Below are 13,072 nucleotides of genomic sequence, written 5' to 3' on the forward strand. Positions count from 1 at the left end.
GCCGTGCCAGTGTGGTGGGCATGACGAAGAGCAGCGTGGCCACGGCTCCCCTCCTGGACACCCGCGCCCTGAACCGAGCCACCCTCGCCCGGCAGCTCCTGCTGCGCCGCTCCCCGCTGGGCGCCGCGGACGCCCTGCGGCATCTCCTCGGCCTGCAGGCGCAGAACGTCAAGCCGCCGTACCACGCCCTCGCCGCCCGCCTCGACGGCTTCGCCCCCGAGCGGCTGTCCCGGCTCATGGCCGACCGCGAGGCCGTCCGGATCGTCACCCTGCGCTCCACCCTCCACACCCACACCGCCGAGGACTGCCTGACCCTGCGGCCGTTCGTCCAGCCCGCCAGGGACCGGGAACTGTCGGCCTTCCGCAAGGGCCTGGACGGCGTCGACCTCGACCGGCTGGCCGCGCTCGCCCGCGAGCTGGTGGAGGCCGAGCCCCGCACCATGGCCCAGCTGCGCGCGGCGCTCGGCGCCGAGTGGCCGCACGCCGACCCGCGGTCCCTGGCCGTCGCCGCCCGCTGCCGGCTGCCCCTGGTCCAGGTCACCCCGCGCGGTCTGTGGGGCCGCAGCGGCCAGGTGGCCCTCACCACCGCCGAGCACTGGCTGGGCCGCCCCGCCGCTCCGGCGCCGGCCCCGGACGCCGTGGTCCTGCGCTACCTCGCCGCCTTCGGTCCCGCCTCCGTCAAGGACATGCAGACCTGGGCCGGACTCACGCGGCTCCGGGACGCCTTCGAACGCCTGCGCCCGCGGCTCCTCACCTTCCGGGACACGAGCGGGACCGAACTGTTCGACCTGCCCGAGGCTCCCCGTCCCGACCCGGCCACTCCGGCCCCGCCCCGCTTCCTCCCCGAGTTCGACAACCTCCTCCTCGGCCACGCCGACCGCACCCGCGTCGTACCGCCCGAGCACCGCGGCCGTACCTGGCAGGGCAGCCAGGCCCACCGCACCTTCCTGGTGGACGGCTTCCTGGCCGGTCTGTGGAAGCAGGACGGCGACACCCTCGTCATCGAGCCCTTCGGGAAGCTGACGAAGGCCCAGCGGGAGGACGTGACGGCGGAGGGCGCCCGGATGTCGGCGACCCTGTGCCCCGAGGTGCCGTACGACATCCGGTTCGGCACCGTCGCGGGGCGGTGAGCGTTTCGAGGACACGTCTACAGTCGGGGCCATGGAACTGCGGCAGCTCACCTACTTCGTCGCCGTCGCCGAGGAGTTGCACTTCGGGCGGGCGGCCGAACGGCTGCACATCGTGCAGTCGGCCGTCAGCCAGCAGATACAGCGGCTCGAACGGGAGCTGCGCGCGGAGCTGTTCGACCGCTCGCCCCGCCGGGTGCGCCTGACACCGGCGGGGGAGCGGCTGCTGCCCGAGGCGCGGGCGGTGCTGGCGGCGGCGCGGCGGGCGCGGGCGGCGGTGGCCGAGCCCGCAGGGCTGCGCATCGGCACCAGCACCGGGCTCGGCGCCCATCTGGACCGGGTGCTCGCCGCATTCGCCGAGCGGGCGCCGGACGTGCCCGTCGAGCTGGTCTCCCTGCCGGTCACCGAGCGGCTGGCCCGGGTCGCGGCCGGCGGGCTCGACGCCGCCTTCGTCCGTTCGGCCGAACCCCCGCCCGGCGTACGGGTGCTGCCCCTGTGGCCCGACCCGCTGGTGGCCGCCCTCCCGGCCGCGCACCCCCTGGCCGGCCGCCCGGACATCGACCTGGCCGACCTCGCCGGGCTGCCCCTCGCCCTCACCTCGCGCCGCAACAACCCCGCCCTGGTGGACCTCGTCGTCGGAGCCTGTCACGCGGCCGGGTTCGAGCCGCTCACGGGACCGGTCGGCGGCTCGCTCCAGGACACCCTCGCCACCATCGGCTCCCGCCCGCTGTGGACAGTCGTCTACGCCTCCCACGCGCGCGTGCTGCACACGCCACGTGTGTCCTACGTCCCCTTCCGCGCACCCGGCCTCGCCCTGTCCACGGGCCTCGCCGTGTCCACCGCCGCCCCCACTCCGCATCTGGAGAAACTGTTGCTGGCCTGCAACGATCACGAGCACTGATCGCTGCGGTCGCGATCTGCTCCTTGGTCGGCGGCCCGGGGCGCGATGGACTGTTCCCACAGGCGGTCATCAAGGGCCGCAGGGACACAGGGAGTCAGTCGTGCCGATCGTCACCATCCAGCAGGGCCCTCGCGACACCGAGCTGAAGCGGGACCTCGTCAAGCGGGTCACCGACGCCTTCGTGGACGCGTACCGGATCCCGGCGGAGAGCGTGCAGGTGTGGATCCACGAGGTGGAGGCGGACAGCTGGGGCGCCGCCGGGAAGCTCGTGGCCGACAAGTAGCCCCCGCGTCCCACGGGGGTGGACGTGGATAGGGAGGCGCTGCGGGCCGCTCGTGGTGGCTCGCAGCGCCCCCCTGGCTTCTACCTGAGGGGTGCTCAGGTGTCCTTCTTCCGGGTTACGAGCCGACCTGCTCGGTCACCAGGTCCGAGAAGGCGGTCAGCCGGGTGTACACACCCGGGTAACCGGCCTCCGCGCACCCCTCGCCCCAAGAAGTGATCCCTGCCAGGACGCCCCCGATGAGCAGGGGACCGCCGCTGTCGCCCTGGCAGGTGTCTACGCCGCCGGACGTGTATCCGGCGCAAACCATGTCGGTCTGGACGAAGTCCGAACCGTAGGAGCTCTTGCAGCTGGAGTCGGCCACGATCGGGACGGTCGCGGTCCGCAGCTGGTTGGAGGAGCTGCCGTTCTCCGAGGTGGTGCCCCAGCCGAGGATGCGGGCCGTGGTACCGGCCGCGTACACGCCGGACTGGGACGAGGAGACGTACGACGCCGGGGTGTACGGCATCGAGGCCGACAGGGTCAGCACCGCCACGTCGTCGCCGTTGGTGGCGTCGGTGTAGTCCGGGTTGATCCAGATCTTGCCGACCTTGCTGACCGTGCCGTTCGTGCCGTTCAGATACGTCCGGCCGCCGACCACGCGGACGCTGCCGGTGGACTCGCCGACCATGCAGTGCGCGGCCGTCACGACCTTCTTCGGGGCCACCAGGGTGCCGCCGCAGAACTGGTTACCGGACGCGTCGGTGATCTGCATCATGAAGGGGTAAGCCGTCGTGGTGGTGGTCGTACCGCCCACGATGGGCTGGGGTGCGGCGGTCGCCGTGGGGGAGGCGATCAGCGCGGTCGTCGCGGCGGCGGCGGTGGCCACCAGGGTCGCGGCGGTCTGTCTGGCACGTCTGAGCCCGAACATGAGTCTCCTCAGTGGCGTTGCCGGTGGGGGGTCGCACGGGTGTGGGGGTTGTGCACGGGGGTCGCGGGACCGACCCCCGTGTGCCCGAGCGAGCGGCACGCCTTTACGCTAGGACTCGGACCCCCAGGCTCCCAATGAGGGAACCCCCTAGGGGGTTGGGTGAGGGAAAACCCTCGGTCCGGCTCAGTTAACCGGCCACGTTCTCACTTCGCGCGGCGACCTGCCGCCAATCGGACGATGTCCACGCGCGATCGGATCCCCAGCTTGCGGTAGACCCGGGTCAGGGTCGCCTCCACCGTCTTGACGCTGATGAACAGCCGGGCGGCGATCTCCCGGTTGGTGGCGCCCTCCATGACCAGAGCGGCGACCTGACGCTCCATCGAGGCCAGGGACGCCAGCGCGTCCAGCCCGTCCACCGTGTCCGGCACGGTCAGGTCCGCCGGCTCGGGCTCCGGTGCGGTGAGGGCCTCGTCCACCTGGCGCAGCCAGGGCAGGGCCCGGCAGCGCCGGAACAGCCGGGCGGGCTCGTCGTACGCCGTCGCCCGGCGCTGGCCGGCCTCCGGCCACCGGGCGCGCAACTGGGCCAGCGCGAACGCGGCCCGCGCCTCCTCCAGGCCGTAGCCGAGCTTGGCGAGCCGGTCCTGAGCCGACGTCAGCTGGCCGACGGCGGCCTCCAGGTCGCCGTGCGCGGCGCGCACCAGGGCCTCCGCCCGGTCGAGCACGGCCAGCACGCTCTCCCGGCCGAGCCGGAGCGCGTGCTCGCGGCTGGCGTCGATGACGTCCTGCGCCTCGCCGGCCTCGCCGATGCGGACCAGCGCCTCGGCGAGGTCGCCGTGCCAGCGTCCGCGCGCCGGATCGGTGATGCCGAGGCCCAGCTCCAGCCGGCGTACCCGGCGCAGCGAGCGGACGGTGCCCGCCGGGTCGCCGGCCACCAGTTGGGCGTAGCCGAGCGCGCCGAGCGCCCGGGACAGGTACATCTGGTCGCCGTCCTCCTCGGCGTGCTCCACCGCCTCCCGGGCGAGGGCCAGCGCCCGGTCCACGTCCCCGCCCGAGGCCTCGGCGAGCGAGGTGAGCATCGCGGAGGCGGTCTCGCCGATCCCGGAGTCCCGGGCGAGCCGCAGGCTGTCGCGGGCCAGTTCGAGGGCGCGGCCGCAGTGCCCGGCGCGCAGCTCGGTCTCGGCGAGACCGCGCACGAAGTGCACCTCGCTCTCCACCGAGCCACGCCGGCGCACCTCGCGCAGCAGCATGGTGACCGTCGCTCTCGCCTCGTTCAGCTGGTCGCCCATGACCAGCCACCGGAACCGCGCGCTGCCCGCGCCGTTGTGATGGCAGGCCACCCGCGGGTCCTGAGGCTCCTTCAGGGCGCGCTTGATGGTGCGGGGGGCCTCCGGATGGCCCATCAGGGTCTCGGTCTGTGCCTGGAGGGCGAGGGCGAGCAGTTCGGTGCGCCGGTCGGCGCCGCACGCGGCCAGCTCGGCGGCGTGCGCGGCGGCCCCGCGGGCCTCGGTGAAGTCGCCCTCCACGATCAGCGCCCGCCAGGCCAGCTGGTAGTGGACCAGGGCCAGCAGCCGGGGGTCGTCGCCGGCGTCGGCGAGGGCCTGCGGGAAGACGGCGTCGACCTCCGCCATGGTGTGCCCCGCGGTGTCGATGACGTAGATCCAGGCCCGCACCCGGTGCGCCGGCACACTCGCCCGGGTCAGCACCTCGCGGGCGATGTCCCGGGCCAGGTCGACCTCACCGGCGGTGATGGCGTCCTCCGCGGCCTGAAGGCGGCGTTCCTCGGGGCCGGGCGCGCTGTCGGCGGGGGTGTGCCGGGCGGCCAGCAGCCCCAGCTGGGCGGCGACCGACGGGGCGCCCCGGTCCCGGGCGAGGGCGGCGGCCTCGGCGAGCCGGGCGGCCACCTCGGGGTCGGTACCGGTGGTGGCCAGGGCCAGGTGCCGGGCCCGCTCGATCGGGTCGGAGGCCGCGGTGGACAGCGCGGCGTGCGCGGCCCGCCGCTCCTGTGCGGGTGCCTCCGCGTACAGCGCGGCGGAGATGAGCGGATGCGCGAACCGTACGGCCGGTGCCTCGGACTCCGTGGCCAGCAGCCCGAGTTCGGCGGCCTGGGCGCACTCGGCCTCGGCGTTCTCACGGCCGGCCGCATGCAGCAGCGCCGGGGTGGGGCGGGCGCCGGCGCTGGCCACCAGCAGGGTGCGGCGGGCCTCGACGGAGAGCATGTCCAGCCGGCTGAGCACCAGGGCGCGCAGCGAGGTGGGCACCGGCAGCGGCTCGCCCGGGCGGGGCGGGGTCGGGCTGTCGGCGAGGGCGCGGCCCAGCTCCAGGGCGAACAGCGGGTTGCCGCCGCTGGTGCGGTGGATCTCGCGGACCGTGGAGCGGGTCAGGGCGCCGTGCCCGCGGTGGTCGAGCAGCTGAGCCACCTGGGCGCGGGTGAGCGCTCCGAGCCGGACGGCGACGGTGTCCGGCGGGGACGCGCGCAGATGACGGTCGTACTCCTGGCTCTCCTGACCCTCCGTGCGTACCGCGGACAGCAGTTGCACCGGGGTGCCCTCCAGACGGCGGGCGGCGAAGCCGAGCAGTTCGGCGCTGGCCGGATCCAGCCACTGCAGGTCGTCGGCGACGATCAGGACCGGCCCCCGGGCGGCGAGCGCGCGCAGCGCGGAGAGCACCGCGAGGCGCAGCGCGAGCCCGTCGCGCAGCAGGCTGGGCTCGCCGCGGCCGGTGAGCGCCGACTCCAGGGCGGTGCGCTGGGCCGGGGGCAGCCCGGGGGAGACCTCGTCGAGGACCAGGCCGAAGAGGTCGGCGAGGGCCAGGAAGGGAAGGTGGGATTCGGACTCCGTGGCGGAGCAGCGCAACACGGTGCGCGCCCGGGCGCCGTATTCCTCGGCCAATGCCCGCAGCACAGTGGATTTCCCTATTCCGGCTGGGCCGTGGAGCAGCACACTGCCACCCGAGGCGAGTTGCTCGCGCGCCGTCGCGAACAGGTCCTCGCGGCCGATGAGCAGGTCGGGGCGGCATCGGGCAGGCTCCTGGAAGTCCCGTCGCACGGTCACCGCTCCCCTCGTGTGTCGTGTCCGGGCCAAATTCTAGGCAACGATCCTTGAAATTCAGACGGAAGCTGTGGTGAGGGAAATAACAAACGGTCACGCATAGGGAAATTCAAGGCAGCATCCCATGAATGGGAAGGTTTCCTTACGGCAGCAGTCCCGCCCGGCGTGCCGCGCTCACCGCCTCCCCTCGTGTGTGCGCGCCCGGCTTCCGCATGGCCGAGCGCAGATACCCCTTCACCGTCTCCGGGCGCAGGCCCAGCCGTTCGGCCACGGCCGCGTCGGTGGCACCCGCCGCCACCCAGGACAGCACGTCCGGCTCGCGCGGCGCCAGGCTCGCGCCGCCGGCCGGGCGCGCCACCGTCAACAGCCCGCAGGCCGCGAGCAGTTCGGGGCGCAGAGCCGGCTCGGCGATCCGGGGCGCCGGCGCGCGCGGCGCCAAGGCATGAGGGAGGCCGGGTCGGCGCAGCGCGCCGTAGAGCACCCCGCGCACCCGGCGCCGCACCACCACCACCGGCACCGCGAGCACCGAGCGGATGCCCTCCGCCGCCACCTTCGCGTCGTACTCGTGGGTGATCTGCGGGGAGCTGGAGCAGTCCGTCACCGCGCACGGCCGGGTCAGCGCGCCGCGTATCTCCACCGCGTCCATGGCTTCTGCTGCCACCTGATCGCTCCTTCGGCGCGGCTCACATGCGGACTTGACCCCCGTACGTGTGGACCACACCCCCGTTCGGGGGTAGTGAGACCTGCATCACGGATTAGACGATGCCACAGAGCCGCCCGGCAATGGTCCGGCACATAGGAGGACAACCAATGACGACGGCGACCGAGCTGTTCCGCGGCGCGAGGGACTTCCTGCTGGAGCACCGCGAGGACTACGCCACCGCCTACGCGGGCTTCGCCTGGCCGCGGCCCGAACGCTTCAACTGGGCGCTGGACTGGTTCGACGTGATCGCCGACGGCAACGACCGGACCGCGTTGCACATCGTGGAGGAGGACGGCAGCGAGGTCCGCCTCTCCTTCGCCGAGATGGCGGAACGCTCGAACCGGGTGGCGAACCACCTGCGCGCGCGGGGCGTGGCCGCCGAGGACCGCGTCCTCGTGATGCTCGGCAACCAGACGGAGCTGTGGGAGACCGCGCTGGCCGCGCTGAAGCTGCGCGCGGTGGTCATTCCGGCCACCCCGCTGCTCGGCCCCGCCGATCTGCGCGACCGCGTCGAGCGGGGCCGGGTCGGGCATGTGCTCGTCCGGGCCGAGGACGCCGCCAAGTTCGCGGACGTGCCCGGCTCCTACACCCGCATCGCGGTCGGCGGCCCGGCGGGCGAGGGCTGGGAGTCGTACGAGGACGCGTACGCCGCCCCCGCCGAGTTCGTCCCGGACGGCCCCACCCTGGCCGACGACCCGCTGATGCTGTACTTCACCTCCGGGACGACCGCCCGCCCCAAGCTGGTCGAGCACACCCACACCTCGTACCCGATCGGCCACCTGGCCACCATGTACTGGATCGGCCTCAAGCCAGGCGACGTGCATCTGAACATCTCCTCGCCGGGTTGGGCCAAGCACGCCTGGTCCAACCTGTTCGCCCCCTGGAACGCCGAGGCGACGGTCTTCATCCACAACTACAGCCGCTTCGACGCGGCCCGTCTGATGGCCGAGATGGACCGAGGCGGGGTCACCACGTTCTGCGCCCCGCCGACCGTGTGGCGGATGCTGATCCAGTCCGACCTGAGCCGGCTCGCCACCCCGCCGCGCGAGGCCGTCGCCGCCGGCGAACCGCTCAACCCGGAGGTCATCGAGCAGGTCCGGCGGGCCTGGGGCGTCACCGTCCGGGACGGCTTCGGCCAGACCGAGACCGCCGTACAGGTCTCCAACAGCCCCGGCCAGCGGCTGAAGACGGGTTCCATGGGCCGGCCGAGCCCCGGCTACCGCGTCGAACTCCTCGACCCGGTCACCGGCGCCCCCGGCGCCGACGAGGGCGAGATCGCCCTCGATCTCTCCGGCGGTCCGGTGGGCGTGATGGCCGGCTACCACGGCGACCCCGACCGCACGGCGGAGGCGATGGCCGGCGGCTACTACCGCACCGGCGACATCGCCGCCCGCGACGCGGACGGCTATCTGACCTACGTCGGCCGCGCGGACGACGTCTTCAAGGCCTCCGACTACAAGATCAGCCCGTTCGAGCTGGAGAGCGCGCTGCTGGAGCACGAGGCGGTCGCCGAGGCGGCCGTCGTGCCCGCGCCCGACGAACTGCGCCTCGCGGTACCCAAGGCGTACATCGTCCTGGCCGAGGGCTGGGAGCCCGGACCGGACACCGCGAAGGTCGTCTTCGAGCACTCCCGCGAGGTGCTGGCCCCCTACAAGCGCATCCGCCGCCTGGAGTTCGCCCCCCTGCCCAAGACCGTCTCCGGCAAGATCCGCCGGATCGAGCTGCGCGAGGCGACGGCCGCGGGCTCGGCCGACGAGTACCGCGAGGAGGACTTCCGGTGAGCGAGTCGTCGTACACGCACGGAACGAGCCCGGTCGTCCTGCTCGCGGACACCATCGGAGCCAACCTGGACCGGGCCGTCGCCGCCTGGCCGGACCGCGAGGCGCTCGTCGACGTGCCGTCGGGGCGGCGCTGGACGTACGCCCGCTTCGCCGCGGACGTGGAGGAGCTGGCGCAGGCCCTGGTCGCGAGCGGGGTCGGCAAGGGCGACCGGGTGGGCATCTGGACCGTCAACTGCCCGGAGTGGGTCCTGGTCCAGTACGCCACCGCCCGCATCGGCGCGATCATGGTCAACATCAACCCGGCCTACCGCACCCACGAGGTCGAGTACGTCCTGGGCCAGGCCGGGATCTCCCTCCTCTTCGCCTCCCTCAGCCACCGGACGAGCGACTACCGGGCGATGGTCGAGCAGGTGCGGGGCCGCTGCCCCGAGCTGCGCGAGGTCGTGTACATCGGCGACCCGAGCTGGGCGGCGCTGCTGGAGCGCGGGACCGGTGACGCGGTGTACGAGCGGCTGTCCTGCGACGACCCCATCAACATCCAGTACACCTCGGGTACGACGGGCTTCCCGAAGGGCGCCACCCTCTCCCACCACAACATCCTCAACAACGGTTACTTCGTGGGTGAGTTGATCGCCTACACCGAGCAGGACCGGATCTGCGTCCCCGTGCCCTTCTACCACTGCTTCGGCATGGTGATGGGCAACCTGGCGGCGACCTCGCACGGCGCGTGCATGGTCATCCCGGCGCCGTCCTTCGACCCGGAGGCCACCCTGGAGGCGGTTCAGCGGGAGCGCTGCACCTCCCTGTACGGCGTCCCGACCATGTTCATCGCGGAGCTGAACCTCCCCGACTTCGCGTCGTACGACCTCTCCACCCTGCGCACCGGCATCATGGCGGGCTCGCCCTGCCCGGTGGAGGTGATGAAGCGGGTGGTCGCCGAGATGCACATGGAGGAGGTGTCCATCTGCTACGGCATGACCGAGACCTCCCCGGTCTCCCTGCAGACCCGCAGGGACGACGACCTGGAGCACCGCACCGCGACGGTCGGCCGGGTCCTGCCGCACCTGGAGGTCAAGGTCGTCGACCCGGTGACCGGGGTCACGCAGCCGCGCGGCACGGCGGGCGAGCTGTGCACCCGCGGCTACAGCGTGATGCTCGGCTACTGGAACGAGCCCGAGAAGACCGCGGAGGCCGTCGACGCGGCCCGCTGGATGCACACCGGGGACCTCGCGGTGATGCGTGAGGACGGGTACGTCGAGATCGTCGGCCGGATCAAGGACATGATCATCCGGGGCGGCGAGAACGTCTACCCGCGAGAGATCGAGGAGTTCCTCTACGCCCACCCCGGGATCAGGGACGTCCAGGTCGTCGGGGTGCCGCACGAGAGGTACGGCGAGGAGGTCCTCGCCTGCGTCATCCTGCGCGACCCCGCCGAACCGCTCAGCCTGGAGGATCTGCGCGCCTTCTGCCGGGACCGGCTCGCCCACTACAAGATCCCGAGCAGGCTCCAGATCCTCGACTCCTTCCCGATGACGGTGTCCGGGAAGGTGCGCAAGGTGGAGCTGCGGGAGAAGTACGGCCTCTGACCGGTCAGCCCGCGCCCGACTCGGACAGCTCCCGGCCCGGTCCGTTGACCGGCGTCGGGGTGCCCGTGAGGTCGAGGACGAACAGCGGGACGCTCAGCGTGTCGGCGCGGGCGCGGGCCTCCTCGGCGTACCCGGACAGGGAGAAGTAGACACACGCGGCCGACTCCGTCATCGCCGTCAGCCACAGGCACTCCACGTCCCGTGAGGAGGCCGGGCGCACGGCCGGGTCCACCTGCGCGACCAGGCCCGGTGCGGCGAGCCCGATCCCGGACGGGGGCCGCTGGTCGGCGCGGCGGATGTCCCGGTAGCCGAGCCAGCGCAGATAGAGCGCGGCCACGGTGACGGCGTCCCGGGCGGTACGGATGGTGAGCGGCCGGAAGGGCGTACGGCGGACGGGAGCCGTCAGCCCGGCGTCCGCCTCGGGCCGGGCCGGCGCGGGGGCATCACTCACCGGAATCCGCAGGACCGTGCCGCACGGGCAGCCCAGCTCCGGGTGCGGCCACTGGTTCCGGCGGCCGCAGGCGGCGCAGCGCACGGTGACCCACTCCTCGTCCCAGGCGCGGTGCGCGCGCACCACAGGTGCGGCCGTCCGGTCCAGCCGCGGGGCCGCGGGGCTGCCGCAGGCGCAGGGGTACGGAGGCGCGGTGTAGACGTGTTCGCGCCGGCAGGCCGGACAGCGCAACGGCACGCTCTCGGGCATGGCCACTCCAAGGCGTCGCGTCAGAACAGCGCTCCCATCCTGCTCTCGCCGGACCCTCCGTGTCCCTCTCTTGACGACCTTTGGCGCCCGCGCCTACATTGATTTCAGATAGTAGAAATTACTTTCCACAATACGGAAGTGCTACCGCGGGGCGCGACGGGAGTACGCATCCGACAGCCGAAGCAGGAGTACTCGATGGCTCGTATGACCGCTGCCCGCGCGGCAGTTGAGATCCTCAAGCGCGAGGGCGTCACCGACGCCTTCGGTGTGCCGGGCGCGGCGATCAACCCCTTCTACAAGGCCCTCAAGGAGGGTGGCGGCATCAACCACACCCTCGCCCGCCATGTCGAAGGCGCCTCGCACATGGCCGAGGGGTACACCCGCACCGAGCCGGGCAACATCGGCGTCTGCATCGGCACCTCCGGCCCCGCCGGCACCGACATGATCACCGGCCTGTACTCGGCCATCGGCGACTCCGTCCCGATCCTGTGCATCACGGGCCAGGCGCCCACGCACGTGATCCACAAGGAGGACTTCCAGGCCGTCGACATCGCCTCGATCGCCAAGCCGGTCACCAAAATGGCGGTCACCGTCCTGGAGGCCGCGCAGGTCCCCGGCGTCTTCCAGCAGGCCTTCCACCTGATGCGCTCCGGCCGTCCCGGGCCGGTCCTGATCGACCTGCCGATCGACGTCCAGCTCACCGAGATCGAGTTCGACCCGGAGACGTACGAGCCGCTGCCCGTCTACAAGCCGGCCGCGACCCGCGCCCAGATCGAGAAGGCGATCTCCTTCCTGCTGGAGTCCGAGCGCCCGCTGATCGTCGCCGGCGGCGGCATCATCGGCGCCGACGCCTCGGACCTGCTGGTCGAGTTCGCGGAGCTGACCCGGACCCCCGTCATCCCGACCCTGATGGGCTGGGGCACCCTGCCCGACGACCACGAGCTGAACGCGGGCATGGTGGGCGTCCAGACCTCGCACCGCTACGGCAACGCGAACTTCCTGGAGTCCGACTTCGTCCTCGGCATCGGCAACCGCTGGGCCAACCGCCACACCGGCTACAAGCTCGACGTCTACCGCCAGGGCCGTAAGTTCGTCCACGTCGACATCGAGCCCACCCAGATCGGCAAGATCTTCCCGCCGGACTACGGTGTCGTCTCCGACGCCAAGGCCGCGCTGGAGCTGTTCGTCGAGGTCGCCAAGGAGCTGAAGGCCGAGGGCAAGCTGCCTGACCGCGCCGACTGGGTCGCCTCCACCCAGGAGCGCAAAGCCACCCTGCTGCGCCGTACCCACTTCGACAACGTGCCGATGAAGCCGCAGCGCGTGTACGAGGAGATGAACAAGGCCTTCGGCCCCGAGACGCGCTACGTCACCACGATCGGCCTCTCGCAGATCGCCGGCGCGCAGATGCTGCACGTCTACAAGCCGCGCCACTGGATCAACTGCGGCCAGGCGGGGCCGCTCGGCTGGACCATTCCGGCCGCGATCGGCGTCGCCAAGGCCGACCCGGACTCCCCGGTCGTCGCGCTCTCCGGCGACTACGACTTCCAGTTCCTGATCGAGGAGCTGGCGGTCGCCGCGCAGCACCGGATCCCCTACGTCCACGTCCTGGTGAACAACGCCTACCTGGGCCTGATCCGTCAGGCGCAGATCGGCCTGGACATCAACTTCCAGGTCAACCTGGAATTCGAGAACATCAACGCGCCCGAGCTCGGCGTCTACGGCGTCGACCACGTCAAGGTCGCCGAGGGCCTGGGCTGCAAGGCGATCCGGGTCACCGAGCCGGACCAGCTGGGCGCCGCCTTCGAGGAGGCGAAGAAGCTGGCCGCCGAGTACCGGGTGCCGGTCGTCGTCGAGGCGATCCTGGAACGGATCACCAACATCTCGATGAGCCGCACCATGGACATCAGCGACATCTCCGAGTTCGAGGACCTGGCCACCGAGCCCGGCCACGCGCCGACGTCGGTCAAGCCGCTGAAGGTCTGACCCGCCCGACGCACACCAGGGGCGGCCCATCCCGAGGAGGGACGGGCCGCCCCT

General features: G+C 72.4%; 9 protein-coding genes and 1 pseudogene. 6 read left to right on the forward strand and 4 right to left on the reverse strand.

Going from position 1 to position 13,072, the window contains the following annotated elements; genetic code table 11:
* Nucleotides 1-20: 20 nt before the first annotated feature.
* The 3 genes from AVL59_RS12835 (at nucleotide 21) to dmpI (ending at nucleotide 2,311) form a co-directional block, all read left to right on the forward strand.
* A complete protein-coding gene (locus AVL59_RS12835) occupies nucleotides 21-1,130 on the forward strand; it encodes a winged helix DNA-binding domain-containing protein (RefSeq protein WP_067303007.1) in 1,110 nt (369 codons plus the stop codon).
* 31 nt (nucleotides 1,131-1,161) lie between these two features.
* On the forward strand, nucleotides 1,162-2,028 hold the full coding sequence (locus tag AVL59_RS12840; RefSeq protein ID WP_067303009.1) for a LysR family transcriptional regulator: 867 nt from the start codon (nucleotides 1,162-1,164) through the stop codon (nucleotides 2,026-2,028).
* A gap of 100 nt (nucleotides 2,029-2,128) precedes the next feature.
* Nucleotides 2,129-2,311, forward strand: coding sequence for a 4-oxalocrotonate tautomerase DmpI (dmpI, locus tag AVL59_RS12845; protein ID WP_067303012.1), 183 nt, complete (start codon nucleotides 2,129-2,131; stop codon nucleotides 2,309-2,311).
* 115 nt (nucleotides 2,312-2,426) lie between these two features.
* On the opposite strand, the gene AVL59_RS12850 is transcribed toward dmpI, so the two are convergent.
* The 3 genes and pseudogenes from AVL59_RS12850 to AVL59_RS12860 all read right to left on the reverse strand — a co-directional run.
* The gene (locus AVL59_RS12850; protein WP_067303015.1) at nucleotides 2,427-3,218 is read right to left on the reverse strand and encodes a S1 family peptidase; all 792 of its coding nucleotides are present in this window, start codon (nucleotides 3,216-3,218) and stop codon (nucleotides 2,427-2,429) included.
* Nucleotides 3,219-3,421: 203 nt separating this feature from the next.
* On the reverse strand, nucleotides 3,422-6,268 hold the full coding sequence (locus tag AVL59_RS12855; protein ID WP_067303018.1) for an ATP-binding protein: 2,847 nt from the start codon (nucleotides 6,266-6,268) through the stop codon (nucleotides 3,422-3,424).
* Nucleotides 6,269-6,407: 139 nt separating this feature from the next.
* A pseudogene (locus AVL59_RS12860) lies at nucleotides 6,408-6,887 on the reverse strand (helix-turn-helix transcriptional regulator); the annotation flags it as partial.
* A gap of 188 nt (nucleotides 6,888-7,075) precedes the next feature.
* Between AVL59_RS12860 and AVL59_RS12865 the strand changes: the two are divergent.
* Both AVL59_RS12865 and AVL59_RS12870 read left to right on the forward strand, forming a co-directional pair.
* Nucleotides 7,076-8,749 carry an AMP-binding protein gene (locus AVL59_RS12865; RefSeq protein ID WP_067303023.1) on the forward strand — a complete coding sequence of 558 codons (1,674 nt, stop codon included), beginning with the start codon at nucleotides 7,076-7,078 and terminating at the stop codon, nucleotides 8,747-8,749.
* The gene (locus tag AVL59_RS12870; protein ID WP_067303026.1) at nucleotides 8,746-10,335 is read left to right on the forward strand and encodes an AMP-binding protein; all 1,590 of its coding nucleotides are present in this window, start codon (nucleotides 8,746-8,748) and stop codon (nucleotides 10,333-10,335) included. The genes AVL59_RS12865 and AVL59_RS12870 overlap by 4 nt, the downstream gene beginning before the upstream one ends.
* A gap of 4 nt (nucleotides 10,336-10,339) precedes the next feature.
* On the opposite strand, the gene AVL59_RS12875 is transcribed toward AVL59_RS12870, so the two are convergent.
* On the reverse strand, nucleotides 10,340-11,035 hold the full coding sequence (locus AVL59_RS12875) for a hypothetical protein (protein WP_067317206.1): 696 nt from the start codon (nucleotides 11,033-11,035) through the stop codon (nucleotides 10,340-10,342).
* A 195-nt stretch (nucleotides 11,036-11,230) separates the two neighbouring features.
* On the opposite strand from AVL59_RS12875, the gene gcl reads away from it, so the two are divergent.
* The gene (gene gcl / locus AVL59_RS12880; RefSeq protein WP_099053053.1) at nucleotides 11,231-13,018 is read left to right on the forward strand and encodes a glyoxylate carboligase; all 1,788 of its coding nucleotides are present in this window, start codon (nucleotides 11,231-11,233) and stop codon (nucleotides 13,016-13,018) included.
* Nucleotides 13,019-13,072 lie beyond the last annotated feature (54 nt).

The organism is Streptomyces griseochromogenes, from assembly GCF_001542625.1.
Classification (GTDB): Bacteria; Actinomycetota; Actinomycetes; order Streptomycetales; family Streptomycetaceae; genus Streptomyces; species Streptomyces griseochromogenes.